The organism is Streptomyces sp. NBC_00252 (assembly GCF_036187565.1).
Taxonomy (GTDB): Bacteria; Actinomycetota; Actinomycetes; order Streptomycetales; family Streptomycetaceae; genus Streptomyces.
In genome coordinates, this window is record NZ_CP108087.1 from 3,601,573 (window position 1) to 3,626,039 (window position 24,467).

Consider the following 24,467-nt stretch of genomic DNA (forward strand, 5'->3'; position numbering starts at 1 on the left):
GAAAGTCCGGGAAACGCTTCACGAGTACCTCGCATCCGGCCGGACACCCGTCCCACGCCACGCGAACCGACGAGAAAGGTCTTCGCCATGCGCTACGACCGCACAGTCCACCTCGACACCGACTTCGCCACCACCGTCGGCCGCGTCCGCGAAGCCCTCGCCGCACAGGGCTTCGGCATCCTCACCGAGATCGACGTCACCGCCACGCTCAAGGCGAAGCTCGACCACGACATGGAGGACTACATCATCCTCGGCGCCTGCAACCCGCCTCTGGCCCACCGCGCCCTGGAGACCGACCGCACCATCGGCCTGCTGCTGCCCTGCAACGTCGTCGTCCGCCGCGACGGCAACCGAACCGCCGTACAGGCCCTCGACCCGAACACCATGGTCACCCTCACCGGACTCGACGCGCTGCGCCCGGTCGCCGAGGAGGCCACCCACCGCCTCGACGCCGCCCTCGCCGCCCTCACCAAGGACGCCTGACGACCTCGCCGCGGGACGCCTCCGACCGAACCGTCCGGCGTTGCCGCCTCCCAACCTCGGTATCCTCCCGAGGATCACGGCAGGGCCACACGTACTCGCTGCCGCCGGGAAGCCGTCGAAGGACCTCAGCGATCACGGTGCAATGACGCGTTGGCATTGAGGTTCTTCGCGGCAAGTCACTGGCCATTCCAGACTCTGCGCCGATGAGCGCGCCTCTTTGGTCGCTCTAAAAATCCAGGGCAGGGCAGCGGCGAAGGCAGAGAATGCGGGCGCCACGACTCGCCACTCGTACAACAGTGGATTCATCGAGACGTAACTGCCCACGACCCGCGGGTCGTGGGCGTCGGTGCGGTAGTCGAGGGCGAGGCCGACGTCATCACCGGGGACCCGGTTCACCGCGATGAAGAACGCCTTCTCGACATCCAGCCAGGGCAGTTCGACCGGAGTCTCCTGACCGCCGCCTCGCGCCACGTGCAAAAAGGCCGCGTACCGGTCATCGTCGAAGGTGTCCAGTGAACCGGACTCCCATTCCATCTGGCGCGTGGTCGCGAGGAAGTCGATCGGGCTCTCGAACCACGGCATCAGTGTCGCCATCTCGGCGTCGCCCGGATGGCGCCACCGGCCTTGATCGAGCAGGGAAGTCAGCCGTGCGGGCAAGGTCAGTCCCCGGACCGTCGCGTACGCCATGGTGGACAGCCTGGCACAGCCCATGTCGGCCTCTACCGCCTCCGGAACGGCCACCAGACTCGGGGCAGCTCAGGCTGACGGGCTCAAAGGGGGCCAAGCAGCTCGGGGCTTGGAGGCCGGCAGAGGTTCCACGCGGCCATGTCTCACCGGATATAGCTGATGCAACGGCCCGAACACTTTCGTGGAACCCGGTTGGGGTTCCCGGTCGGCGCCAGACGGCAGTTCCCTGTCCCCGCGGACAATCGCCCCCGGCTATCGTGCCGCCCATGACGACCACCACGCTGAGCAACGTGGACTACAACGTTCCGATCCAGAACCGCTATTTCGAGGACTACGTCCCGGGTTCGGTGTACGTCTACGGCAGCATCACCATGACCGAGCGGGACATTCTGCGGTTCGCCGGGGAGTTCGACCCGCAGAACATCCACACGGATCCCGAGGCCGCAGAAGGGGGTCCGTTCAAAGGACTGATCGCCAGCGGCTGGCACACCGCCAGCGTCATGATGCGCCTGTACGCCGACCACTTCGTCAGCAAGGTCGCGAGCCTGGCTTCCCCGGGCGTCGATGAGTCGCGCTGGGTCCGGCCGGTCCGGCCCGGTGACAGCCTCTCGATCCGCACGATGGTCCAGGAAGCCCGCGTCTCCCGCTCCAAGCCGGACCGCGGCATCGTGCACACCGCCGTCGAGGTGCTCAACCAGCGCGGTGAACCCGTGCTCACCGTGACAGCGATGAACATCCTGCTGCGGCGCGTACCTCAGCGGTAGTCGGGGTTGGCCGCGTCGAGGCGGCACCCGGCGTCCCATTCGGAGCGCTGGTTGCCGTGCGCCGGGACGCCCCCGGTGCGCTTGAGCATGGCCGCCATGTGCATCAGGTTCCAGGCCATGAACGTGGTGTTGCGGTTGGTGAAGTCGTTCTCCGGGCCGCCCGAGCCGGGGTCTAGGTAGGAGGGTCCGGGGCCCGCCGGGCCGATCCAGCCCGCGTCGGCCTGCGGCGGGATGGTGTAGCCGAGGTGCTGCAGGCTGTAGAGGATGTTCATCGCGCAGTGCTTCACACCGTCCTCGTTGCCGGTGATCAGACAGCCGCCGACCCGCCCGTAATAGGCGTACTGGCCCGCCGGGTTGAGCAGTCCCGAGCCGCCGTAGAGCCGCTCGATGACCTTCTTCGTGACCGAGCTGTTGTCGCCCAGCCAGATCGGCCCGGCCAGCACCAGGATGTCGGCGGCCATCACCTGCTCGCACAACGCCGGCCAGGCGTCCGTGGCGAAGCCGTGCTCGGTCATGTCCGGGTAGACGCCCGGCGCGATGTCGTGGTCGACGGCGCGGACGACATCCGTGGTGACCCCGCGCGCGTCCATGATCGCCCGGCTCTTGTCGATCAGCCCCTCGGTGTGGCTCTGCTGCGGCGACGGCTTGAGTGTGCAGTTGATGAACAGGGCGTTCAGGTCGTCGAAGCGGTATGCGTCGTCGGCAGGGCTCGGGGCGGTCACGGCGGGCTCCTTCACGAGGCTGGCGGGCGGATCGGTCCGCAGGCGGGCTCAGCGGCAGCCTCTCGCAAGGATCTCTCTTTGTCGCTCTATGTCGTCACTTGGTCACCGATTCGTCATTCCTCTCCCCCGGTCTTCCGGCGCAGCCCTGCCGGGCGGCCACTCGGCGCCGTTCACGGCCATCCTGGATCCAGCACGGCGCCACTCGGACCAAAACCTTCGTGTACGAGCGCAAGACCGTGGCCCGATGACGACCGACGTGACAGTGCGAGCGGCGGTCCCAAGACCGATGCACGTGATGTACTCGTTCGAGCCCCACCCGCGGGGCACCCTGGGCTGCATCCGGCCCGGGGCGGCCTCTCCCGCCTGACCGTACCGCTCCTGTCCGCAGCCCGAAGGGTGACTCCCGATGGCGTATGACGAAGGACTCGCCGAGCGCGTTCGCCGGCGATTCGAGGCGGAGCCCGGCATCACGGAGAAGCGCATGTTCGGCGGCATCGCTTTCCTTCTCTGCGGCAACATGGCCGTCGGCGTGACCGGCGACGATCTCATGGTCCGGGTCGGTCCGGACGCCACCGACGCGGCCCTTGCCCGGCCGGGTGCGCGGATTTTCGACATGACCGGCCGTCCCATGCGCGGCTGGATCGTGGTCGCGGCCGAGGCCGTCGCCCAGGACGAGGAACTGGGTGCGTGGGTCGACGAGGGCCACGGCTTCGCCGCGAGCCTCCCACCCAAGTAGGAACCCCTGATCCGCGTGCCGACCCCCGCAGGGTCATGGTGCCGGGTCAGGTCAGCTACTGCTGTGGCCGGAAACGATCAATGGGGTTGGTGATGGTCGAATGCTTGGTGCGGGAAAGCGATGATGAGGGCATGACCGCCAGCTCTCGCGCCCAGTCGTTCGATGCAGCCGCGGCGCAGTACGCGGCGAGCCGGCCTTCCTATCCACCCGCGCTCTTTGACTCCGTCGAGGAGTTCGCAGGCTGCCGTCTGACGGGTGCCCGGGTCGCCGATGTCGGCGCGGGCACCGGAATCGCCAGCGCGCTGCTGCGGGAGCGCGGCGCCGAGGTGATTGCCGTGGAGCCGGGTGAGGCCATGGCCGGCGAGTTTCACAAGGCGCTCCCGGGGGTGCCGATCGTGAGAGGTGACGGCAATGCCCTGCCGCTGGCCGAGGCTTCCTGCGACCTCATCACGTATGCGCAGTCCTGGCAGTGGACCGACCCCGGCCGGTCTGTCCCGGAGGCGTTGCGTGTCCTGCGAGCGGGCGGTGCGCTGGCGATCTGGTGGAACACGACGGCCTTCGACGTACCGTGGATCCGTGAGCAGCACGAGCGCATCGCGCGCCACTGCGGGGTGACACCAAGGTCTGCGGTGCGTCCTTGGGACACTGATGCCGTCCGGTTGGCGGGGCTGGCGGGGCTGAGGGTTGCGCGCCGTCAGGTGCGCTGGAGCCGCACCGTCTCTTTGGACATGCATCTCGCCAACATCGGCAGCCGCTCTGTATTCCTCGTCCTTGAAGAGGCCGGCCGCCATGCGTTTTTCGTCGATGAGCGTGAGCAGCTGGGCAGGATTTTTCCCAGCGCGGAGGTGGAGGAGACCTACGTGGTTGATCTCCTGGTGGCGCTCTGTCCCTGACCGTGCGGGGCAGCGGGATGGGCCGGGGTGAAGCACACCTCGCTTCGTTCTTCTTCGCTCGGCACTGGATGTCGGAGCCCTGGTGAGCGAACAGGTTGTCCAGGATCACGGAGATCGGGGCACTGTCGGGCCGGGCGGCGCGGATCCGACTGCGGCACGGCCAGCATTCCGGCGCCCTCCTTGCGGCGGTTTACGCCCCGGAGGCGGCCGTCGCCGACCGAGTAGCAGCCGCGGAAGGAGCGCGCCCCGCGGGTGCGATGAGAGGTGGCCGGCAGACGGCCGAGTCGTTTGCACACGGCCCAGCCGACGCCGGAGGCGGGCTTGATCCCGAGCGGGCCGAACTCGTCGAAGGCGAGGACCCGGTCCGGGAAACGGACCAGCACCTCCTCGATCCTGTCCGGCTTCGCCTCCCACTCGGGGTCGGTGACTCGATCAAACAGCATCATCGCGCGCCGGCAACGCACCGAGCAGGTGCTGCCCGGCCCTGCGGCTGCCCGGATCTCGGTGTACTCGACCAGGGGATGATCAGTCCAGTGCGTCGAGGGCCGCGAGGATGTCGGCGGGCTCGGCGCGGGTTGTGTAGTCGGTGCTGACGAAGGCCCAGCGGATCACGCCGGCACGGTCGATGACGTAGGTGGCGGGCAGCGGGAGGGTGCGCGGGTGGCCGTCGTTGACGCGCTGGAGGTCGAAGCCGAGCTTGTCGTACACGGCACCGAGGTCGTCGGGGAGGTCGAAGGCGAGACCGTACTGCTTGGCGGTGTCGGAGCCGATGTCGCTGAGGACGTCGAAGGCGAGCCCGTGCTTCTCGGCGAGGGTGAGGGACTCGTCGGGGATCTGCGGGGAGACGGCCACCAGGCGGGCGCCGCGTGCGGTGACGTCGGCGTGGTGCTGCTGGAGGGAACGCAGCGCGATGTTGCAGTACGGGCACCAGGCACCGCGGTAGAAGGTCAGGACGACCGGGCCGTCGGCGAGCAGGTCGTCCAGGGCCAGGGTGCGTCCGGTCGCGGTGGGGAGCCTGAAACGCGGGGCCTGTGCTCCGGTGGCCAGGGCACGGTCGGCCTGGCCGGAGTCGGCCAGTTCCTGGCTGGCCCGCTGCATGACCTCCCTGATCTCGGCGGGGATCTGCTGCTGGCGGGCTTCGTAGAAGGTACGCAGTTCGGCATTGAGGGTGGTCATGACGCTTGTTCCTCCTGGCTGGTGACTGGGCGGGGCCAGACGCACGTCGGGCTTGGACCGACGTCGACCCCAAATCCTGGAATGACTGTTTCAAGATAGGGCCATGCGTGACCCCGCACCAGCCGTGCGGAGACATCGGTGGGTCAGAGGCTGGTGAACGGGCGGTGGTCGGTCAGCGCCAGAGCCCGGACGAAGGCGGCGAGGCGGACTGCGCGTCGCGCCAGGAAACGGCGGAGTGAGGACGTATGGGACCCGTAGGCGGCGGCCCATAGGGCCGGTATGCGATTCATAGGGGCATGGTCGCGGCGCACAGCAGCGGCTGGGCGGATCGTGGACGAAGCTGGACGCCCTTGCGCAGGTGGGCGGCCTGCCGCGCTCCGTACCCGTCAGCGCCTTTGCGGCGCGGTGAACGGGGAGTATCTTGGAATCATTATTTCAAGATGGCGGGGTGAAACATGCCGGACATCAAGCACTTCGATCCTGACGCGACACTGGAGACCGTGGTGCGGCTGTTCTGGCGCCAGGGCGTGGCCTCGACCGGGATCCAGGACATCGTGACCGCTACCGGGCTCAACCGCTCCAGCCTGTACGCGACGTTCGGTGGCAAGCAGGAGCTCTACCTCGCCGCGCTGCACCGTTACCTGGAGCAGCGGTCCCAGCCCATGTTCCGGCGCCTGGCGGAGGACGAGCGGGGACTGCCCGCCGTCTCCGAGTTCTTCGACGACCTGATCGAGGCACGGTGCTCGGGCGAGTACGCGCGCTGGGGGTGCATGGTCTCCAACGCGCACGCCGGGGCTGAGAGCAGCGATCCGGACGTACGTGCCGTCCTTGACCGGCATCACCAGGAGCTGCGGCACGCGATATACGCGACACTCGTCACCGCCCGGGCCCGGGGGCAGCTCTCCCCCGGCTCCGATCCCGGTGCCTCCGCCGACCTGCTGGCGCTGGTCGCCTACGGGGTCAACCTGCGCTCCCGCGCCGGCGCCGATGCAGCGACGCTGCGGAGGACTGTGGCCACCGCGCTGGACTCGATCGCCGGCCGGGCGGCTCTCAACTGAGGTTGGGGGCAGGCGACGTACCCGGACGAGGGACGGGCACCGCCTTCGGGTTCGCTGCTGCCGCGTCGTCTGCCACGTAGTCCTCCGAGGCCGTGACGTCGATGCCCTCGGGAACCTTGAGCGCCTTCAGGGCGAACGTCAGCACCACCGTCACGGCGACGTTCAGGATGAACGCCGTGAGGCCGATGTACCCGATCTCGCCGATGCCGGGGATCTCCTTCGCGGAGCCGCCGAAGTGGGACTGGGTCGGAGACGCCACGCCGTGGGCCGCCAACGTGCCGTAGATCATGCCCACCGCCCAGCCGGCCAGCAGGGCCCAGCAGTGGAACCAGCGGGTGAAGAGGCCGCCGACCAGGGACGGGAAGGTCTGGAGGATCCAGATGCCGCCCAGGAGCTGGAAGTTGATGGCGACCGTCTTGTCCATGGTCAGGACGAAGGCGAGGGCGCCGACCTTCACCAGGAGGGAGACGATCTTGGAGACCTTGGTCTCCTGGGCCGGGGTCGCGTCGGGCTTGATGAAGTCCTTGTAGATGTTGCGGGTGAAGAGGTTCGCCGCCGCGATGGACATGATCGCCGCGGGGACGAGGGCGCCGATGCCGATCGCCGCGAAGGCGACGCCCGCGAACCAGTCCGGGAACATGTTCTCGAACAGCTGGGGGATCGCCAACTGGCCATTGGTGACCTTGACTCCGGCCGCGATCGCCATGAAGCCGAGCAGCGCGAGCAGGCCCAGCATCAGGGTGTAGAGGGGCATCACCGTCGTACTGCGGCGGATCACCTCGCGGCTGCGGGACGACAGCGTTGCCGTGATCGAGTGCGGGTACATGAACATGGCCATCGCGGAGCCGAGCGCCAGAGTCGGGTACGTCCACTGCGCGTCGGGGGCGCTGACCAGTGCGCCGCGTGGCTTCCCGGTCGCCGGGTTGGTCTGGCTGTACGCCTCGCCGGCCCTGGCGAAGATGTTGTCGAAGCCGCCGAGCTTGATCGGGATGTAGATGATCGCCACCGTGATGACGATGTAGATGAGCGTGTCCTTGACGAAGGCGATCATCGCGGGGGCGCGCAGCCCCGAGGAGTACGTGTACGCCGCCAGCACGCCGAAGGCGATCAGCAGCGGCAGGTCCTTGATGAACCAGTTGGTGTTCTCGCTGCCGCCGACGCCCATCACGTCCAGCACCGCCTGGATGCCGACCAGTTGGAGCGCGATGTACGGCATCGTCGCCAGGATGCCGGTGAAGGCCACCGCCAGTGACAGGCCCTTCGACCCGAACCGGCCGCGCACGAAGTCCGCCGTGGTGACGTACCCGTGCCGGTGGCACACGGACCAGAGGCGAGGGAGGAACGTGAAGATCAGGGGGTAGACGAGGATCGTGTACGGCACCGCGAAGAACCCGGCCGCGCCCGCCGCGTAGACCGCCGCCGGGACGGCGACGAACGTGTAGGCCGTGTAGACGTCGCCGCCGAGCAGGAACCAGGTGATCCAGGTGCCGAACGACCGTCCGCCCAGGCCCCATTCGTCGAGGCTGTGCTCGTTGTCGGCCCGGCGCCAGCGGGCGGCCAGGAAGCCCATGACCGTGACGGCCAGGAAGAAGAGGACGAAGACGGCGAGGGCGACGCGGTTCACGCCGTTGGGCATGGCTGCTCCCGTGCGGGGACGAAGGGCTTCGGGCGGGCATCGCATGGGCGCCGGCCGGACGCGTGTGCGTCCGGCCGGCTGTGGGTCAGGCGTGAGCGGGCTCGGCCTCGGGCGAGGCCGCTTGTGAGGTGGGTGCGGGATCCGGTGCGGGCGGGGACATCTGCTGTTCGAACCGTTCGGGCAGCGCCCAGCGGTACAGCGGCATGGCGCCGGCGGTCGTGATGACGGCGACCAGGACCAGCATGGAGAAGACGTCCTTGGTGATCATTCCCTGGGCGAGGCCGATGTTGATGAAGATGAGGATCATCAGGCCGCGGGCGTTCATCAGGCCGCCGACCGCCCAGGACTCGCGCCAGGAGAAGCCGACCGTGCGCATGGCGGTCGCGCAGCCCACGTACTTTCCGATGAAGCCCGCCGCGAGGATCAGCGCGAACGGGCCGATCATGGCCCATCCGGCGATCCCGCCGAGTTCGGTGTTGAGGCCGGAGAAGGCGAAGAAGATCGGCAGGAGCAGGACGCAGACGAGATCCATCATGCGGCTGTGCAGGGCCTCGCGGAATGCGGGGTTGCGTGGCATCGCGAGTCCGGCGAGGAAGCCGCCGAAGACGGAGTAGATGCCGATGTAGTCGGTGAACAGGCCGGACAGCAGGACGATGGCGACGACGAGGTACATCTGGTCGAAGCCGAAGTGGCCGGTGCGTTCGACCTGCGCGCCCATCGGCCGCAGCAGGCGGGCCACGACGGTGAGCATGACCAGGGCGAACAGTGCGGTGAGCCCGATGGTGCGCAGGACGTGCAGGGCGCCTGCTCCGCTGTGCATGGCGGACAGCAGTGCGGCGACCAGGCGCAGGCCGACGGCGATACCGACGGCGGTCGGCGCGTAGGTGGTGAAGCCGTTCAGGTCGAGCTTCAGGCAGACCAGCACGATGAACGCGGTGAGCAGCAGCACGGCCACATACCCGTTGCGCTCGCCGTACTTGGCCGTACGGATGGGAGAGCGCTCCCGCAGGCGTTTGACCAGGGCGTAGGCCGCCGTGACGATGCCGGTCGAAGTGGCGGCGCTGATGGCGACCGCCGGGGCGACGTCCTCGCGCAGGGTCAGGGCCAGGACGGTCGAGAACGAGACGGTGGCGGCCAGGGAGGAGAGCAGGACCTGCGCGAACGTCGGCATGATCATTCCGCCGAGGCAGCGGCTGACGGTCATCGCGACCACCGAGCTCGGCGTCGCGAGGAACACCGCGGCGATCGCCGCCGTACTCGTACTGCCCACGTCCCACCAGCGCAGCAGAGCCGCGAAAGCGATCGGCAGGGCGAGGTAGCGCAGGGCGACGGACCGGAGCGTGCCGCGGTCGGTCACGAACGTGCGCGCGTTCTCCAGCTCGATGCGGCACATGGTGATGACGCTGGCCAGCACCAGCAGCAGAAGCAGCAGGTACGGCGAGGTGGACACGCGCAGCCCCGCCAGGTTGGCGAGAAGACCGGCGGCCAGGCCGGCGCAGAAGACCACGGGATGGTTGACGACGACCCAGTCGTAGACCATGTTCATGGTCTCGTTCTCGTTCTTCACATAGCTGTGGATCCGATCGCCCTGCAGCATCTGGGAGTTGGGCAGGCGCAGGTCGTACGACTCGTCGGCGGGCCGGTCCAGGATGAACCGGCAGATCAGCTCGACGACGTACTTGTGCGAGACCACGCAGACCACTTCGCCGCGGCGCAGCGCGGGCAGCAACTCCTGCTCGTAGAAGGCGTGTACGCGGTCCTTGAACTGTGCGAACGTCTCGCCGCCGTGCATGGTCGGGCTGTCGGCGTTCATGGCCCGCTCGTACTCGGCGATGCCGTGCCGGCGCTGGAGGATCGACTTGCTCTCCAGCGTGTAGCTGCCGAAGTCGCGCTCCATGAGGCGTTCGTCGACAACGACCTCGGGGGCGTCCTCGCCGAGTTCATCGAGGTCGAAGATGATGCCGGCGGTCTCGTGGGCGCGGCTCAGCGGGGAGACGTAGACGCGGTCGAAGTGCTGGCCCCGGTGGCTCTTCGCGACCTTCTCGGCCTGGATCCGGCCCAGGAACGTCAGCGGGGCATCGCGCTGTCCGGCGATGCGGTGCACCGAATTGCAGGTGGACTCGCCGTGCCGGACCATGAACAGCCGGCCGAGCAGCTCCTGTTCGTCCTGGCCGGTCATCACGCGTCCTTCTTCGGGGCGTGCTTGACCTGGTCGCCGTACTGGGAGTCCCAGCCCGCCAGCCTGGTGATGTCGCACAGATTGTGCACGGCGTGCTTCTCCACCAGCGTGGTCAGCATGGAGACCGTGCGCCGGGCCTGCTGCGCGCCGAACCCGAACTCACGGGACACGGCGGCACCGAACTGCGCCAGGTCGTCGTCGAGGATGCCGCGGTACTTGCGGCGCTCGGTGCGGTCCTGCGCCTGCAGGTAGTTGACGGCATTCAGGTACGCGGTCGCGCGGGCGTAGCCGAGCAGCCGCTCCCGCAGCCGGGTCGCGTCGGGCTTTCCGGCCGGGAGGGCGAGGTCGTCGACGATCCAGTCACAGCTGCGGACCAGGCAGTGGTGGATGCCCTCGGGGATGTCCATCCGCTCCTCGCCGTTCGCGGACCTGACGGCGCGCAGCACCTCCATCGCCGTGTCGAAGCACTGGTTGCGCAGGGTGCCGATGCTGAACACGAACGCGCCCAGCCGGCCGCGGCGGGTGGTCTCGTCGCCCTGGCGCATCGGGCCGACGCAGAAGAGGTTCCGCGCGACCTCGCCGTCGGCGCCGACGAGCTGTCCGTGCGTGCCGACCTCGATGCCGCGGTGGGTCTTCGTCTGCGGCTGCGCGTAGCCGTGGCCGTTGACCAGTCCGTTCCACAGGGGGTGGCCGGTGCGCTCGTAGTCGGTGTTGTTGCCCAGGCAGTTGACCACCCGGTCGACGACGATGTCCGGCTGGTCGGCGAAGACGACCCGGATCTTCGTGCCGTCCTGGACGGGGCGCATGTCCTGGACGGCGGCGGACAGGACGGTGACGGTCTTCGGGGCGCCGCTGAATCCGCGCATCCGGCTGCGGACGATGCCGCCGATCTCCCGGACCGTGCTGGTGCGGTTGGTGACGATCAGGCTCTTGTACCGGTCGAGCAGCATCCGGACGTCGCGCGGGTCCATGCGGGAGACCAGCTCGATGACGTACGGCTCCCACGCCTTCATGACGCGCTCGGGGAAGACGGCGTCGAGCGCGCTGCCCGGCTCCACACCGTGCTCGTCGCGCAGGTGGGCGTACTCCGCCTCGACCCCCTCCACGACCGTCTCCGCGGTGAGGTTCTCCGCGTCGAGGAAGGGCGGGCGGCGGGCCTGCCAGATGTCGTGCTCGTGGTCGACGGGGTAGAGGCCGTGCATGTGGCCGCCCCGCGAGCAGATCAGGATCTGTCCCCGGTGCCCCGCGTGGACGAGGGAGACGACGGTGTCGAAGGCGGAGAGCGCGGATCCCGTGACCAGGACCGTCTCGTCGGGGCCGACGGCCTGGAACCGCTCCTGGGCATCCGGGGCGTACGGTCCGCGAGGAAGCGGTCGCAGCCCCTGAGCCGGTGGTAGAACGGCGCCTGCACCGGCGAGAGGTGACCGGTCGCCAGAATCACCTGGTCGGAGGGCAGGTCGTGCACCCCGCCCTGCGGGTCGGCGTCGACGTACTTGACCACGTAGCCCTCGCCTTCGGCGCGCACGTCGATGGTCTCGCCGGCCATTTCGCGCAGGGTGACCTCGGAGTGGGCGTCCGCGACAGCGGACCGCAGCCGCTCGGCCAGGTACTGGCTGAAGATCCGCCGCGGTACGACGCAGGCGACGCCGAAGCTGTGGTACTGCCATTTCTGCGGCCAGGTGGAGCGGTCGGCCTCCTCGTTGGCCCACTCCAGGAAGTCCTCGGGACGCTCGCGGCGCAGGGTGATGCGGCCGGCCTGGATGTTGAGCATGTGCTCCCAGTTGGTGGCCGCCCGGCCGAAGGCGAGTCCGCCGTAGCGGTATCCCTCCTCACGCTCGATGAGGCATATCTCCAGGGGCGAATCGGCGAAATGGAGCAGCCGGATGGCGGTGAGCGTTCCGGAGAACCCTGCGCCGATGATCGTGACGCGCCGCGTGCCGGGAGCCGCACTGTCCATGGCGCTGTCCTGCATCGTGCTGTGCTGCATTTCCACGGTCTTGTCTCCTTCGGTGGGGAAGCGTCAGCGCCACTCGTGGGTGAAGCGGACTGTCACGGCGTCGCGGATCGAGTTGTGGACGATGCAGCCTCGCTCGGCCTTGAGCAGGGGCTTGGAGATCAGGTCCTCAAGGGCGGCAGGCGCGGACACCTGCACGGTGATCTCGGAGAAGCGGGTCGGCGCGCTCACGAGCGTTCCGTCGACCTGGAAGCCGACCTCGGAGGCATCGGCCTGCGGGTCCTGGGCCCTCAGGGCGGCCAGGAAGGTGCTCACGTAGCAGCCGCCGAGAGCCAGCAGCAGCAGTTCGCCGCCCATGGGGCCGGCGTCCGTGCCCTCTTTCTCCTTGGGCCGGTCGATGGTGACCGTGTGGTCTCTGGCCTGGCCCACGACGACGCTGCCGCCGACGGGGCGAAGGGACACACCGATGTCAGACATGGCGGTACGGACTCCTGTCCTGGAGCGGGGCACACGATGGCCGGCCGGGGTTGCCGCGGTGCCGGTGAACGGGACGGCCCTCAGCATCAGGACGGAGTTCGGACTTCCGGACGGATCGTGGACGATCCTGGATGCGCTCCGTAGCCGGGTGCCGACAGACGGAACACCGCTTGACAGCCACAGCCCCACTCCATCTAACTTGAAACAAGCGTTCCAAGTTTTTTCGTGGCCCACGTGTCCGATGGGGGAGGATGTTCGTGCCGCACGTACTGGATCCGGGGAAAGCCCGCACCATGGACGAATTCATCGCGGAACTGAGGCTGTTGAAGGCGTGGGCGAACAACCCGTCGATCACCGAGATCACGCGGCGCATCCACCGGGACTGGCAGCGCGCCGGTCGGCCGCGCGGCGAATGGCCGGCCCGTTCGACGGTGGGCAACTGCTTCCAGGTCGGCCGCCGCCGGCCCAACTCCGACCTGCTGCTGGCCGTGGTGCAGGCACTGGTCGGCGCCGACGAGGCCGTCGTCTCCGTCTGGCGGCAGTCGCTTCGTACGGTGCTCGGCGAAGCCGAGGCCGCGGCACGGGTCAGTGCCTACGACCGGCTGCCCACAGGGCTTCCTTCGTTCGTCGGCAGGGCCGGCCTGGCAGCCCGGGCGCAGGCTCTGCTGAACGCCGGCAACGAGGTGTCCGCACTGGCGCTGGAAGGCATGGCGGGCGTCGGCAAGACGTCGCTGGCCCTGCACATCGCCCACCGGTATCTCGCCGAGGAACGCACCGACGTGCCCGTCCTGTTCGCGAACCTGCGAGGCTCCGCACCGCAGGGACCTCCCGCCGATCCGACGGCAGTGCTGGAGACCTTCCTGCGGCTGCTCGGCGTCAGCGGCGACCGCATCCCGTACGGGCCGGACGCACGAACGGCTCTCTACCGCCAACTGCTGGCGGAAACCGGCGCGTTGATCGTCCTGGACGACGCGGCGAGCACGGAACAGCTGCGGCCCCTCCTGCCCGGGATCCGCGGATGCCGCACCCTGATCACCAGCCGACGCGCCCTCACCGGCCTCCGCGGAACCAGCCATCTGCCGGTGCCGCTGCTCGATCCGGGCGACTCCCTGGAACTGCTGCGGGCCACGGCCGGAGCCGAACGCGTCGACCCGGACATCCCGGCCGTCCAACAGATCGCGGACCTGCTGGGGCACCTCCCGCTGGCACTGTCAGCCATCGGCCGCCACATGCGAGCCCATCCGGCCTGGGCGCTCGGCGACTATTACCGCGAACCCCTGATCACCCTGGCCCTGGAGGACGGCGTACGAGCCGCGCTGGCCGCCTCCGACGCACGGCTGCCGAAGGGTACGCGTCGGCTACTGCGCCTGCTGACCCTCCATCCGCCGCAGGAACTGGACGGCGCCACCGCCACCGCGCTCCTCGGGGATACGTCCACCACCGCCGAGTGCCACCTCGCCACCCTGACGGCAGCACACCTGATCCAGCGAACCGCCCCCGGCCGCTTCCGCCTTCACCCACTCACCCACGCCTATGCGGAAGAACGTATCTGCATCGACGAACCGGCAACCCGCATCCGACAGGCCCTGGGCCGCTTACTGGAACACAGCCGCAGCCGCGGTACCTCCATGCGGCTCGGGGCCCCGACCATCCGCAGATCCCGCTTGCCCATGCCCTGGCAGCACACCGACCTGGACGAAGACCGACTGCCGACGCGGCGGCCACTCGCAGCCTGACGGGCCTCGACGAGGTCACTTCCCACGACACCACCATCCAGGCCGGTACCGAGTCCTGACCGCCTCACCCCTGCCAAGGCCCGGACGCCGGCGACGGCTGAAGGGGCAGGCAGCCTGGACGCCGTCTGGTGTCACCCGGGTCAGGAGGTGGCGCGGAGCCGTGTGATGGCCTGCCGCAGTTCACTGAAGGCGCGTTCTTCCTCTCACGGGTCGGCGCGGGAGGCGGCCAGGACACTGTCGCGCGCCCCACGGACGCGGGCATAGACATCGAAGCAGGTGAGGACCTCTTGGATCACCACCTCCTGCGGCGTGGGGGAAGGTGTGGAGGAGGGTCCGTTTCGGAGTGACATGGCCGGACTCTTATCTCATGGCGAGGCTGCGAATCGGGAAGAAGCAGTGTGTCCATCAGGCGCCGCATGCCCGGCTGCCGGGGAACGCGCACGCTGCGGGGCGAAGCGCAGGCGATGACGAGCCGCATGTGGGACCGGCTGCAGGAGCCAGCAGCAGCGCGCTGGTCTCCGGGGCAATACAGGGACCTTGCCGGGGGCTGCTTCCACGACGCCGGGGGCCCGGGCCAAGGCTCTCGGGAGTTCTCGCCGGGCATGATGAGCATCACCGGCGGTCAACTTGCCCCGCAGCCGGACGACCGCACGAGAGCGTGGAGGGAGGGTGAGCGGCACAGCAAGCCTTTCGGGCGCGGACTGACACGTCGCCGACCAGACTTCCCGGCACACCACCCACCCCCGAGCGGCGAGGTGAGCTGTCGTCACCCTACGCGCCGCCAGGGCCACCAGCACAGTCCTGGGCCGCTGCCTCAGTCGTTCCGCCCTGCCGTACGCATCACGCCGTCACTCCGCCTCGGCGCGCGCCTCGACGTCTTCGATGCCGGTGGGGCGGCCGGCCCGCGTCCACCGCACGTACAGGCCGGCCGCGATGAGGAGGGTGGCCGCCAGGGACAGCACCGGCCATCCGCGCAGCAGGTTCACCACGAGGGTGAAGGCGACGGCGACGGCGGCCAGGGCATTGATCCACATCAGGGCCGTCTTGTGCTCGCGGTGGGCTAAGCGGGCCATGGCCATCAGGCCGACGAGGAAGCTGACGAAGACAGCGACGGCGTAGAAGAGGACGAGTTCCTGTTCCTGGCCGGCCGCGGCGACGATGATGAGCGCGGCGGCGGCCAGGTAGACGACGACTGACCAGTAGGGGGTGTGGTGGCGGTTGGCCCGGCCGAGGACCGGCGGCAGTACTCCGGGCCGTTCGGGCATGCCGGACAGGGCTTTGAGTAGTCCGGGTCCGGCCTGGAAGGAAGAGCTGGCCGCGGCGAGCAGGAGCAGCGAGCTGGTCAGCTGGAAGGCGCTGTAGAGCCAGCCGGGTCCGGCTGCGGCGTGCGCGATGTCGGCGATCTGGGTGGAGTCCGTGCCGGGGACGCCGATGTGCAGCTGCACGGCCAGCGCGGTCAGGGCCAGGGTCAGTCCGCCGACGATCACGACCAGAAGCGCGAGGGTGCCGCGGCCGAAGCGGCGGCGGTGGGTGTCGTCGAGCTGGCCGAGCTGGGCGATGGCGGTCGACGGCGCCTCGATCCCGGTGGCCAGCGCCATGGCGACCGGGAACGCCAGGACCACCGCGAGCATCGCCGAGCGGCCCGGGTCGGCCGAGGCGGCGGCGTGGCCGGTGGCGTGAGGCGAGGTGAAGCCGAGGATCAGTACGGCCACGGAGATGATGACGAAGGCCACGGTCATGACAGCGAACAGCAGTCGCCCGCCGTGCCCGAACCAGGTCAGCCCCGCCACCACGACCAGCAGCAAAAGCGCCATCGGGATGCGCCACGGGGCAAGCCCGGGGAAGAGGGCGATGACCGCGCTGGCCGCGGCGGCGATCGAGATCCCGATGGTCAGGACGAAGTCGACGACCAGCGCGCCGATGGGCAGGAACGTCCAGCGCGCGCCGAACACCCGCCCGGCCGCGGCAGCCGCGCCGCCACCCTTGGGGAAACGCCGCACCAGCTGCCAGTAGTTGGCGGTGACGACCACGACGAGCCCGATGACCAGACTCATCGTGGGCAGCAGCAGCGCCAGGTCGCCGTGCAGGGCGCGCAGTGCCGCCTCGATCGCGTACGCCACCGAGGAGACCGGGTCTGCGATCACCGCGAAGGCGAACGCGAAGAAGAGAACGGAACGGCGCGGGCCACGGCCACCCACGACAGCAGACGGAGCAGCCGCGCCGGCGGCGGCCGACTTCGAGACGGTCACGCGAAGACCTTCCTTGGCGTCTCTGCGGACGCATTCGTCGAGGACAGGACACTTCGCCGACCAGACTTCCCGGCACTCCGCCCCCGACACTACGTCAGAGAAACGCAAGTAAGACGTTAAGAAGGCATAAGGGACCCCCGCCGGGCACCGCCCGGTGCCACGGACGACGGCCGGCGCGACACGGCTGCCAGGTGGTCAGCCGATCCGGGCCGCTTCACGGCCCCCTGTACGCCGATGCCAGCCTGGTTCCGAGACCGGCCTGCAGGGCTACGCTGCCGACGTGCCCTCCGTCTATCGCGGCCCCACGTGCCGTCAGCAAGTGCGGGAATGGTGTCTCGCGCGACTCGATGAGTGGAGCGTGCCGCACCACCGACGGGAGATCTCGACGGCAGCCGGAGCCACCAGCGTCGTCACCGTCGGCCCGGACCCGGCAGCCTCGTCGCCGACGGTGGTGCTGGTGCCCGGTACGAACACGAACGCTGCCGTCTACCGGCACATCGCCCAGGCGCTGGCCGCCCGGTGGCCCACGGTGGTGCTCGACGTACCCGGGCAGCCCGGGCTGAGCGCGGACATCCGTCCGCGGCGGGGGCGGTCGGAGTGGTACGGGCAGTGGCTCACCGAGGCACTGGAGCAGACGGTGCCGGGCAAAGCCCTGGTCGTCGGGCACTCGCTCGGCGGAGCCATCGTGCTCGCCTCCGCCTCCCCGCGGATCGCCGGGCGGATCGTGCTCTCCAGCGCCGGACTCGTGCGGCTGCTCCTCCCGCCCGCCGTCGTAGTCGCGACCGTGCCGTGGCTGACCCGGCCGACCGTGCCACGGACAGCCCGGATGCTGCAGCGCATGGTGGCTCCCGGTGGCCGCGTGCCGGATGAGCTGGCCGAGTGGATGTGCCTGGTCGCCCGCTGCTGCCACAGCAGCCTCGCCCCTCCCCCGCTGCCTCCGGCGCTGCTGGCCGAGCGCCGGGCGGTGCCCTGTCTCGTGGCCACCGGCCGCTACGACGTCTTCCTGCCGCCCCGGCGAATGGGGCCGGCCGCCCAGCGGCACCTGGACACCCGGTTGCACATCCTGGACGGCTCGGGGCATCTGCTGCTGGACGAGGCGCCCGACGAGATCGTCGCGCTGGTGGGGCGGGCCCTGGCCGCGTCAAGCGGGGACGGCGCATAGGCTGCGCATGTTTCCCTTCGATGACCTGGCCCCGGGTCGGGAGACGTACGACGCCGGGCGCAGGGACGTTGTGAGGCAGACGACGAGCCGACCGTGCGCGCACGTGACCTGGCGGTGGAATACGAGTCGGTGAGCGTCGACGGCAATGGCCTGGACGCGGCCCGGCTGATGGCCGAGCACAAGCTGCCCGGGCCGCTCGTCCTCGACACGTGCGGGGAGCCGATGGCCATCCTGCCGGCCTCTCAGATGAGAGAAGTGCCGGTTCCCGTCTACGTCATCGAGGACCCCACGCTCGGCGCGGTGGTCGACGAGCAGCACGCCGACCGGCTGTGCCAGGCGCTGGCCGGCTGCCGCGTCGGCGACTGTCTCTCCAAGACGGGGCCCCGCCGCCGATCGCCGACCCGGACGACACCGCCCGGGAGGTCGCCGCGCTGATGGCGCAGGTGCGCAGTGTCCTGGTGGCGGTCGCGGAGAAGACCAAGGACGGCACGCACCTCCTCGGCGTCATCACCGCCTCCCACCTGTTGCACGAACTCCTGGGGAAGACCGGCACCTTGAGCAGCACGCCGGGCGCCTGAAACCTGTCGGGTCAGCGGTCGAGCACCGGTCCCGCGGTGTCCAGCGCCGAACCGACGTGGTCGGCCAGGCTCACGGCGACCAGGCGTGTCTGCAGGGGCGGCGGTGCCACGCCGGGTTCCGGCACCAGCATGAAACGGCCGAGGTACCGACTGCCCACCGAGGCCCGCAGTTCGATCTCCTCGCCGGGCCAGCTGTCCTTCTCCAGATTCCAGGACACCCGGCCGACGCTCACCGAGCCGTCCTGCTCCAGGCGAGGGTGCCGTCCGAGCAGCGTCCCGTGCTCGAAGCGGCAGCTGCGCAGTCCCAGGATCTCGACGAGCTGCTGGGACACCTGATCGACCACGGCATACGAGGCCCCTGCCTGGACCAGGCTCGCCGTGTCGTGGATCCGTGCCAGGAGAGCCGCGTCCGTGACGGTGACCAGCTTCAACGTACGGGCGTGGGCGGCCAGTTGGGAAACGGCCACGCCTACTGCCAACAGCAACAGCGTGGTGGTGATGTCGTCGCCGTGCGAGATGGTGAACCGCTGGTAGGGGCGGGTGAGGAAGAAGCCGAACCAGGCCGCGGCCGACAGCGCGGCCAGCACCCCGGCGGCCCGGCTGCCCAGGGCCGCGACCGCCACGACGACCACGACGACCACGACGAGGATCAGGGCCAGGTTCGCGGACGTCATGTGCGTACGGAACGGTGGCAGGGCGAGCGCGACGACGAGCGGGGCGAGCAGGGCAGCCACCAGGGCGATCCGGTCACGCAGCGGCATCCGCATGGTCCACCACCTCACGGGAGCGAGGAGCAGCCCCTTGCCCAAGGGGCCGCCCGTACCGGGGTCGACGCGACAAGACGGCCGACAAGGCAAGAATCCCGCTGCCGCACCCGCCCCGGTACTGGGACGGACACGCTCTTGATGCAATCCTGACGCCTCTCTCACCACGGTGGACGTGCTTCAAGATCACCAGCAGGGGGGCTCACGCCGTTGCACGGGTCCCACCAGTCCCTGGGGCTGGACCACGACGGCATCCCGCCGTTCTTCACGCGCGGCATGGACGCCCGGACGATGAGCGCCCCGGCGCCAGTTGCATCGATCAGCGCCGTGGGACCTGCCGGCCGCCTCCCACCGTCCACAGAATGTGGACAAGACGAGCCCAGTCACGAGATGCCGCACGAGGCTTCAACAGGATGGCCGAGAGCCATACTTGCCCATACGGGGGGGCCATCCCGTGGTGGCCTGAAATGAGAGAGACAGCAAATCCGGTGAGCAGCGACAGCCATGGAGTCGGGAAGGCCGAGGTCCGGCTCAAATGGGACCCGAGCCCCTGGGACCAGCCACCTCACCATCTCGACATCATCGCCGCAACCTACTCGGCGGATGCCCCCTACGGGCGGCCGGTGTACGTCGTCCACTTCGACAGCCGCTCACCGGACGGCACCATCAACATGAGCCGCCACAGCCAAACCGGTCAGGGCTACGGCTACGTCGAAGCGATGACCATCGAGCTCGATCGCCTCGCCCCCTCCTTCGCACGGGTGGTGGTGGGTGTGGCGATCCACCAGAACAGCGGCCCCAAAACCTTCGGCCGCATATCGAACGCCGGAGTTCTGGTTGTCGAGGGGTACACGGAGCTACTGAAGGACGACTTCGCACAGCTCTCCGGATACACCGCCGCGACGGTCGCGGAGTTCACCAGGGACACCTCCGGAACATGGGAGTTCCACGAGATGGTCCGAGGATTCGACAGCGACCCCGTGATCTTCACCGTCGAGATGGGCAGCACCCCCCAGCCCTGACCAAGCAGCAGTCCGGTGCGCCCCAGGCGCCCTTAGCCGGTCCCCGGGCCGGGGAGAAGCGGTCCACCAGTACGGACACAGAAGGCCGTATGACGGAGACCGTCGAGGTCGAGGCGTCTGTTCCGCCCGCGCACTGACCTGACGGAGACGCCGGAAAAGAAGGGCACCGTATGAGCAGGCTGCTGGAAGCGGTGTGTGCGCTGACTGTGGGCGTCCTCGTTGCACTCCTTGTATGGGGTGCTGACCCTGGCGCCGTGCGGGTGGCGTGGCGGGACGGCGAGCTGAGCGGTGTGACAGTCGCGTTCGTGGCCGCGTGTGCGCTGTGGCTCGTGCTGTGGCGCAGGCGTACCGGGCGCGGCTGGCCGGCATGGCCGCTTGTGGTGCTGCTGTGCGGTGCGGCTGTTGCGCTGGTCGTCGCGGCCATGACCGGTTGACCGGCGCAGACAGGCAGGTGGGGCTTCCCGTTCTATTGGGCGGGGAGCCCCACTGGCGTTATCGGGCTCGGGCAGCTGTCAAGGAGCTTGGCGGGAGCGGCAAGGTTTCCCGTACGTCACGGCTGCTGTATCGCCGACCCGGTCCGACTCCGGGGCGCTGCGATGACAAGGCCGCCCGGAACCGGCCCCTGACGCGAGGCCAGACGCTGTCCAACACGGCGCCAGGGCAACCGAAGCACGATCCTCGATCATGGCTGGGAGTCCCGCCTTTGGGTGCCATCCTGGTTGCCGGCTTCTGGAGGGGCCGTGGATCTCTATGGCCCGAGTTCCTGACCGGGTTGGTCAGTCCTGGCCGCGTTGCTCAGGTTGCGATGGGCCAGTGGTCTCGCTGAGGCTGGGCGGCAAGAATTGGGCATGCTTTGAACGCAGGTATTCCACTCCGTCGTCATGATTAGCCCGGTAATCGAGGCTGCGTTCCACGAACTTCAGCCGGTGCCGGGCGTCATTGATCACCTCGGACCAGGTGCGCACTTGTACGCGGTGGCGGTCGGTACGCTGGATATAGCCGAACGGCAGTCCCGTCTGGTTACGGCGGGACTCGGCGAACTCGTCCAGGGTGTTGCCGATGATCCAGAAATCCCACGAGACGTTCGGCTTGTTGAACCGTTCGTCGCGCATGACCGCCAGCGCGTACTTTTCGATCTGCGTGAGTTCGTCCGCGCCGATTACCTCACTCGGCCGCTTCAGCTCGACGACGATGTTCTCAACTCGGTCTTGCGCGATCTCACATGTGCGGGTGAGTACGAGATCGGGAATGGGATTGGTGCCGTCATGACGCAGTACGGGCTGCGTGTGGCCGGTGAGTTCGACGTTGTCGCCGAGGAAGTGGAGATATTTCGCGAGTACCTTGGTCAGGGACTCGTCGTCACCGGTCAGGGCGTATTCTTCGCCGAATACCCATGTCTCGTTGGCCAGGATCCGGTGAAGCTGCCGCCGCTCCAGCGTCTGGCGCCGCGGCTCACTGTCGAACAGTATCGTGTCGAGTCCGGACAGGAAGCTGAGCCGGTCCCCGACCTTCTTCGAGGTGGCGATGATCGACGAGAGGGTCGTTCTGTTGAGCAGCTCGCTGAGTTCGGCCAGGCGTTCCGCCGACAGTTCGAGAACGCTCCTCAAGACGTTGTGGAGGTTCCCCGGGTTGGACGCCAGGGCTTCACGGAGGAGCCGCAGGGTGAACTTTCGCGAGCGGAAGTCTCCGTTATTGATCACTTTCGACGCACTGAACGCGACGAGGTCGAAAACCTGCCGCTCCGCGTTCTCGGCAGCAGAGGACGACCCGTCACTGTACGGGTAACTGCCCTCCGAAACCCATTCCCTGATGATCGACCTGCTCTTGTCCGCACTACGGCGTTTGAAGTGCTCACGCAGCTTCTCTTTTGCCACCGCGACGACGGAACTCATGGGCTCCAGACCGGATTCAGCGAGCAGCACGTCATGCCCTCGGAACCCATCCCACTTGAGATATGCGGTGAAATCAAATCCGGGTGCCTGAATTCCGGGCTTGATATCGTGGAGTGCCATGCCGGCCTCATCGCACAGATACAAGGCCCGGTCGACCTGGCGACGCCACTCGATGACAACGAGCTGCGGCCGGTCGTCCAGTCCGTCGACCTCCAGATCGTATTCCTCGCGTTCGACCTGCAGCGCAGCCGGATTGAGTTTCTGGCCGCGCCACGAGATCTCCACCTGCCGGTAGGATTCGAGATAGATCGCGAATTCGGCCGAGAGGGTGTCGATCAGCGAGTCTTGCTCAAGCTGCTTACCGGCCACTTCATTGACCGAGACAACCGAGACCGTGGTGCCGACGTCTCCCTCGGCCGGAGCGGTGGTAATCTCGAAGCGGCGCAGGCTGTGACGCTCGGCGCGGATTCTCGTCTCGGTCGCGGGGTCGTCCTCGTGCACCGTGCACCATTCGACGACATCACCGATGCCGAATGCCGCGAACCGCCCCTTGCCTTGTTCTCCGTGGAGGCGCCGGCCCTGCTGCCGTGTGGTCCGGGTGGTCCTCTTCCACGAGCCCCCCAGCGCGCCGAAGCCCTGCTGTACATCGTCAGGCGACATGCCGTGACCGCGGTCCACGACGAAGACGCGTTCCACAGCACCCAGCTGGCTGAATTCAAGCCCGCCATCAACGACGTCAGCATCCGCATCGAGGGCGTTCCAGATGAGCTCCGTCAGGCCGGCGCGCGGACTACGGACAAGGCGGGCCAGGTGATCTCCGTCCACCTGCACGGTCAGGGAATGCATGCGTGCATGAAAGCACGAGGTGGACCACCTGTGTCCGACTTCGTCCAGACGCCCGCCGTCTTCCACGCGATCACAACTTCAACGGGCTGACCGCCAGTCAGTGTTCTTGAAGAGCAGCAGTCGAGGTGCTCCGCCAAAGAGCCTTCTGCCCCCGGCCGGAACGCCTCGCCTCTCACAGGACGCAGCGCCATAGCCTCCGCCGCATGAACGACGGCAGGCACGAGGCACGAGGCTCTCGGGGCCGCACCCCACACTCAGGGAGGATGATGGGCGGGATGAGGAGCATGAGTGAGCCCACGGCCAAGTACTCGATCACCATGCCGCGCGACATCGCCGAAGCCGCCACGGCCCGCAGCGGCCCCTCCGGACTGTCCGCCTACGTCGCCGCGGCCGTGGCCCGGCAGATCGATCGGGACAACCTCAACGAACTCATTGCCGTCGCCGAAGCCCAGCACGGTCCCGTCACCGACGAGGAGATCCAGGCGCTGCGCGACCAGCTCCACCAGGCCCGACAGCAGCAGACGCAGGGCGGGGCCGACGCCGTGTGACCCACTCGCGACCCTGGTCCGCGAGGCTCTCCCCGCCGACTCCGGCCCGCACGGCCACAGGTACGCGACGCTCACCGCCACCGCCCTCGCCGCCCCCGGCCCCGTCACGATCCTCACTTCAACCTGCCGCTGTACACATTATTTGTGTACCTTTATGGCATGGAGACCATCCCGCTTGGAGAGCTGAACCACCATCCGTCGAAGGTCACAGCGAGGGTTCGCGCTGGTGAGACGCTCGTTGTCACTGAGCACGGCAAGCCTGTCATCCGCATGTCCCCCGCCGAAGAGCCCACATCGGCCCTGGACCAGCTGATGGCGACCGGCCAGGTTCGCCGTGCAGTGAATCCGGGCGCACTGCCCGAGCTGATCAGCGATCTGGCCGAGCTGCCCTCGCTGTCGGATGCGCTGATCGCCGAACGCGACCGGGAGCGCACGCGTTGAGCCTCTACTACATGGATACCTGCGCTCTGCTGAAGTTCGTACAGCAGGAGGCGGAGACGCAGGCGCTTCGCAGCTGGCGGGCAGCGCTGGGCGTCGACGGCCGCCTGGTGACCTCCCAGCTGGCTGGGGTGGAGATCGCGCGCACGTTCCGGCGGGCCGGTGTCGACCGGCAGCGCGTGCCGTTCCTGGTCGGCAACACGCTCACCGGGATCGACCAGATCGTGCTCGGTGACGACGCCCTGGCCCGCGCCGCCGGATTCGAGGTGCAAAGACTCGGCACTCTGGACGCCATCCACCTGGCAACAGCCGCCCCTCTGCACCGAGAGCTGGACGGCTTCGTCACCTACGACAAGGAGCTGGCGGACGCTGTCACAGCGCTCGGACTGCCGCATCTCGCACCCGCATGATGGAGCCGGAACAACTCCGCCCTCCCAACGGACCTGTCAGGCCCCTCCTCCATCAGG

25 protein-coding genes are annotated in these 24,467 nt (G+C 68.5%); 14 read left to right on the forward strand and 11 right to left on the reverse strand.

The annotated features are described in order from the left end of the window. Positions 1-87: 87 nt before the first annotated feature. Positions 88-483: a DUF302 domain-containing protein gene (locus tag OHT77_RS15450; protein ID WP_328829001.1), complete on the forward strand. Its 396-nt coding sequence runs from the start codon at positions 88-90 to the stop codon at positions 481-483. Between the two features lie 132 nt (positions 484-615). Here the strand turns inward: OHT77_RS15450 and OHT77_RS15455 are convergent, their stop codons facing one another. Further along, entirely contained in the window at positions 616-1,170 is a 555-nt protein-coding gene (locus OHT77_RS15455) for a hypothetical protein (RefSeq protein WP_328829002.1), read from the reverse strand. 266 nt (positions 1,171-1,436) lie between these two features. Here OHT77_RS15455 and OHT77_RS15460 point away from each other — a divergent pair, with 266 nt between their 5' ends. Continuing rightward, entirely contained in the window at positions 1,437-1,934 is a 498-nt protein-coding gene (locus OHT77_RS15460; RefSeq protein ID WP_328829003.1) for a MaoC family dehydratase, read from the forward strand. On the opposite strand, the gene OHT77_RS15465 is transcribed toward OHT77_RS15460, so the two are convergent. Then, a complete protein-coding gene (locus OHT77_RS15465) occupies positions 1,925-2,656 on the reverse strand; it encodes a flavodoxin family protein (RefSeq protein ID WP_328829005.1) in 732 nt (243 codons plus the stop codon). The genes OHT77_RS15460 and OHT77_RS15465 overlap by 10 nt on opposite strands. Before the next feature lie 406 nt (positions 2,657-3,062). Here OHT77_RS15465 and OHT77_RS15470 point away from each other — a divergent pair, with 406 nt between their 5' ends. Further along, complete coding sequence (locus OHT77_RS15470; protein WP_328829007.1) at positions 3,063-3,392, forward strand: TfoX/Sxy family protein; 330 nt, start codon at positions 3,063-3,065, stop codon at positions 3,390-3,392. A 131-nt stretch (positions 3,393-3,523) separates the two neighbouring features. After that, positions 3,524-4,285, forward strand: a complete 762-nt coding sequence (locus OHT77_RS15475) for a class I SAM-dependent methyltransferase (protein WP_328829008.1) — start codon at positions 3,524-3,526, stop codon at positions 4,283-4,285. 525 nt (positions 4,286-4,810) lie between these two features. On the opposite strand, the gene OHT77_RS15485 is transcribed toward OHT77_RS15475, so the two are convergent. Further along, positions 4,811-5,461: a peroxiredoxin-like family protein gene (locus OHT77_RS15485; RefSeq protein WP_328829009.1), complete on the reverse strand. Its 651-nt coding sequence runs from the start codon at positions 5,459-5,461 to the stop codon at positions 4,811-4,813. A gap of 455 nt (positions 5,462-5,916) precedes the next feature. On the opposite strand from OHT77_RS15485, the gene OHT77_RS15490 reads away from it, so the two are divergent. Beyond that, a complete protein-coding gene (locus OHT77_RS15490; RefSeq protein ID WP_328829010.1) occupies positions 5,917-6,519 on the forward strand; it encodes a TetR/AcrR family transcriptional regulator in 603 nt (200 codons plus the stop codon). Here the strand turns inward: OHT77_RS15490 and mctP are convergent. The 5 genes from mctP to OHT77_RS15515 all read right to left on the reverse strand — a co-directional run bounded on the left by mctP (position 6,512) and on the right by OHT77_RS15515 (position 12,765). Further along, entirely contained in the window at positions 6,512-8,155 is a 1,644-nt protein-coding gene (mctP, locus tag OHT77_RS15495) for a monocarboxylate uptake permease MctP (RefSeq protein WP_328829011.1), read from the reverse strand. The two genes, OHT77_RS15490 and mctP, sit on opposite strands and share 8 nt — an antisense overlap. 85 nt (positions 8,156-8,240) lie before the next feature. After that, positions 8,241-10,334, reverse strand: coding sequence for a histidine phosphatase family protein (locus OHT77_RS15500; RefSeq protein ID WP_328829012.1), 2,094 nt, complete (start codon positions 10,332-10,334; stop codon positions 8,241-8,243). Further along, positions 10,334-11,536 carry a hypothetical protein gene (locus OHT77_RS15505; protein WP_328829013.1) on the reverse strand — a complete coding sequence of 401 codons (1,203 nt, stop codon included), beginning with the start codon at positions 11,534-11,536 and terminating at the stop codon, positions 10,334-10,336. The genes OHT77_RS15500 and OHT77_RS15505 overlap by 1 nt, the downstream gene beginning before the upstream one ends. Positions 11,537-11,556: 20 nt before the next feature. After that, a complete protein-coding gene (locus tag OHT77_RS15510) occupies positions 11,557-12,321 on the reverse strand; it encodes an FAD/NAD(P)-binding protein (RefSeq protein ID WP_328834250.1) in 765 nt (254 codons plus the stop codon). A 33-nt stretch (positions 12,322-12,354) separates the two neighbouring features. Beyond that, the gene (locus tag OHT77_RS15515) at positions 12,355-12,765 is read right to left on the reverse strand and encodes an OsmC family protein (RefSeq protein ID WP_328829015.1); all 411 of its coding nucleotides are present in this window, start codon (positions 12,763-12,765) and stop codon (positions 12,355-12,357) included. Between the two features lie 293 nt (positions 12,766-13,058). On the opposite strand from OHT77_RS15515, the gene OHT77_RS15520 reads away from it, so the two are divergent. Next, on the forward strand, positions 13,059-14,501 hold the full coding sequence (locus tag OHT77_RS15520) for an NB-ARC domain-containing protein (RefSeq protein ID WP_328829016.1): 1,443 nt from the start codon (positions 13,059-13,061) through the stop codon (positions 14,499-14,501). Between the two features lie 848 nt (positions 14,502-15,349). On the opposite strand, the gene OHT77_RS15525 is transcribed toward OHT77_RS15520, so the two are convergent. Further along, positions 15,350-16,750, reverse strand: a complete 1,401-nt coding sequence (locus tag OHT77_RS15525; RefSeq protein WP_328829017.1) for an amino acid permease — start codon at positions 16,748-16,750, stop codon at positions 15,350-15,352. Between the two features lie 358 nt (positions 16,751-17,108). Between OHT77_RS15525 and OHT77_RS15530 the strand changes: the two genes are divergently transcribed. The 3 genes from OHT77_RS15530 to OHT77_RS45025 all read left to right on the forward strand — a co-directional run bounded on the left by OHT77_RS15530 (position 17,109) and on the right by OHT77_RS45025 (position 18,490). Next, positions 17,109-17,912 carry an alpha/beta fold hydrolase gene (locus OHT77_RS15530; protein ID WP_328829018.1) on the forward strand — a complete coding sequence of 268 codons (804 nt, stop codon included), beginning with the start codon at positions 17,109-17,111 and terminating at the stop codon, positions 17,910-17,912. Between the two features lie 93 nt (positions 17,913-18,005). Next, positions 18,006-18,347 (forward strand): hypothetical protein, encoded by a 342-nt coding sequence (locus tag OHT77_RS15535; protein ID WP_443048027.1) that lies wholly within the window; start codon positions 18,006-18,008, stop codon positions 18,345-18,347. Continuing rightward, positions 18,347-18,490: a hypothetical protein gene (locus tag OHT77_RS45025; RefSeq protein ID WP_443048028.1), complete on the forward strand. Its 144-nt coding sequence runs from the start codon at positions 18,347-18,349 to the stop codon at positions 18,488-18,490. Before OHT77_RS15535 ends, OHT77_RS45025 begins: the two co-directional genes overlap by 1 nt. A gap of 11 nt (positions 18,491-18,501) precedes the next feature. On the opposite strand, the gene OHT77_RS15540 is transcribed toward OHT77_RS45025, so the two are convergent. Next, positions 18,502-19,257: a DUF4118 domain-containing protein gene (locus tag OHT77_RS15540; RefSeq protein ID WP_328829019.1), complete on the reverse strand. Its 756-nt coding sequence runs from the start codon at positions 19,255-19,257 to the stop codon at positions 18,502-18,504. A 464-nt stretch (positions 19,258-19,721) separates the two neighbouring features. Here OHT77_RS15540 and OHT77_RS15545 point away from each other — a divergent pair, with 464 nt between their 5' ends. Next, complete coding sequence (locus tag OHT77_RS15545; protein WP_328829020.1) at positions 19,722-20,276, forward strand: TerD family protein; 555 nt, start codon at positions 19,722-19,724, stop codon at positions 20,274-20,276. Positions 20,277-20,446: 170 nt separating this feature from the next. Next, complete coding sequence (locus OHT77_RS15550; protein WP_328829021.1) at positions 20,447-20,710, forward strand: hypothetical protein; 264 nt, start codon at positions 20,447-20,449, stop codon at positions 20,708-20,710. A 342-nt stretch (positions 20,711-21,052) separates the two neighbouring features. On the opposite strand, the gene OHT77_RS15555 is transcribed toward OHT77_RS15550, so the two are convergent. Next, a complete protein-coding gene (locus OHT77_RS15555) occupies positions 21,053-23,014 on the reverse strand; it encodes an ATP-binding protein (protein WP_328829023.1) in 1,962 nt (653 codons plus the stop codon). Positions 23,015-23,298: 284 nt separating this feature from the next. Here OHT77_RS15555 and OHT77_RS15560 point away from each other — a divergent pair, with 284 nt between their 5' ends. From OHT77_RS15560 to OHT77_RS15570, 3 genes are all read left to right on the forward strand, one after another. Continuing rightward, entirely contained in the window at positions 23,299-23,562 is a 264-nt protein-coding gene (locus OHT77_RS15560) for a CopG family transcriptional regulator (protein ID WP_328829025.1), read from the forward strand. A gap of 159 nt (positions 23,563-23,721) precedes the next feature. Continuing rightward, complete coding sequence (locus tag OHT77_RS15565) at positions 23,722-24,003, forward strand: type II toxin-antitoxin system Phd/YefM family antitoxin (RefSeq protein ID WP_328829026.1); 282 nt, start codon at positions 23,722-23,724, stop codon at positions 24,001-24,003. Positions 24,004-24,014: 11 nt separating this feature from the next. Further along, positions 24,015-24,410: a type II toxin-antitoxin system VapC family toxin gene (locus OHT77_RS15570; RefSeq protein WP_328829027.1), complete on the forward strand. Its 396-nt coding sequence runs from the start codon at positions 24,015-24,017 to the stop codon at positions 24,408-24,410. Positions 24,411-24,467 lie beyond the last annotated feature (57 nt).

What these genes read in the sequence shown, in the direction of transcription:
- mctP (WP_328829011.1), bottom strand. Translation starts at nt 8,155, where the DNA reads ATGCCCAACGGCGTGAACCGCGTCGCCCTCGCCGTCTTCGTCCTCTTC.
- OHT77_RS15510 (WP_328834250.1), bottom strand. Translation starts at nt 12,321, where the DNA reads ATGCAGCACAGCACGATGCAGGACAGCGCCATGGACAGTGCGGCTCCC.
- OHT77_RS15460 (WP_328829003.1), top strand. Translation starts at nt 1,437, where the DNA reads ATGACGACCACCACGCTGAGCAACGTGGACTACAACGTTCCGATCCAG.
- OHT77_RS45025 (WP_443048028.1), top strand. Translation starts at nt 18,347, where the DNA reads ATGGCGCAGGTGCGCAGTGTCCTGGTGGCGGTCGCGGAGAAGACCAAG.
- OHT77_RS15490 (WP_328829010.1), top strand. Translation starts at nt 5,917, where the DNA reads ATGCCGGACATCAAGCACTTCGATCCTGACGCGACACTGGAGACCGTG.
- OHT77_RS15470 (WP_328829007.1), top strand. Translation starts at nt 3,063, where the DNA reads ATGGCGTATGACGAAGGACTCGCCGAGCGCGTTCGCCGGCGATTCGAG.
- OHT77_RS15450 (WP_328829001.1), top strand. Translation starts at nt 88, where the DNA reads ATGCGCTACGACCGCACAGTCCACCTCGACACCGACTTCGCCACCACC.
- OHT77_RS15520 (WP_328829016.1), top strand. Translation starts at nt 13,059, where the DNA reads ATGGACGAATTCATCGCGGAACTGAGGCTGTTGAAGGCGTGGGCGAAC.
- OHT77_RS15505 (WP_328829013.1), bottom strand. Translation starts at nt 11,536, where the DNA reads ATGCACGGCCTCTACCCCGTCGACCACGAGCACGACATCTGGCAGGCC.
- OHT77_RS15555 (WP_328829023.1), bottom strand. Translation starts at nt 23,014, where the DNA reads ATGCATTCCCTGACCGTGCAGGTGGACGGAGATCACCTGGCCCGCCTT.
- OHT77_RS15545 (WP_328829020.1), top strand. Translation starts at nt 19,722, where the DNA reads ATGAGAGAGACAGCAAATCCGGTGAGCAGCGACAGCCATGGAGTCGGG.
- OHT77_RS15540 (WP_328829019.1), bottom strand. Translation starts at nt 19,257, where the DNA reads ATGCGGATGCCGCTGCGTGACCGGATCGCCCTGGTGGCTGCCCTGCTC.
- OHT77_RS15550 (WP_328829021.1), top strand. Translation starts at nt 20,447, where the DNA reads ATGAGCAGGCTGCTGGAAGCGGTGTGTGCGCTGACTGTGGGCGTCCTC.
- OHT77_RS15515 (WP_328829015.1), bottom strand. Translation starts at nt 12,765, where the DNA reads ATGTCTGACATCGGTGTGTCCCTTCGCCCCGTCGGCGGCAGCGTCGTC.
- OHT77_RS15560 (WP_328829025.1), top strand. Translation starts at nt 23,299, where the DNA reads ATGAGTGAGCCCACGGCCAAGTACTCGATCACCATGCCGCGCGACATC.
- OHT77_RS15500 (WP_328829012.1), bottom strand. Translation starts at nt 10,334, where the DNA reads ATGACCGGCCAGGACGAACAGGAGCTGCTCGGCCGGCTGTTCATGGTC.
- OHT77_RS15485 (WP_328829009.1), bottom strand. Translation starts at nt 5,461, where the DNA reads ATGACCACCCTCAATGCCGAACTGCGTACCTTCTACGAAGCCCGCCAG.
- OHT77_RS15455 (WP_328829002.1), bottom strand. Translation starts at nt 1,170, where the DNA reads ATGGCGTACGCGACGGTCCGGGGACTGACCTTGCCCGCACGGCTGACT.
- OHT77_RS15475 (WP_328829008.1), top strand. Translation starts at nt 3,524, where the DNA reads ATGACCGCCAGCTCTCGCGCCCAGTCGTTCGATGCAGCCGCGGCGCAG.
- OHT77_RS15565 (WP_328829026.1), top strand. Translation starts at nt 23,722, where the DNA reads ATGGAGACCATCCCGCTTGGAGAGCTGAACCACCATCCGTCGAAGGTC.
- OHT77_RS15570 (WP_328829027.1), top strand. Translation starts at nt 24,015, where the DNA reads ATGGATACCTGCGCTCTGCTGAAGTTCGTACAGCAGGAGGCGGAGACG.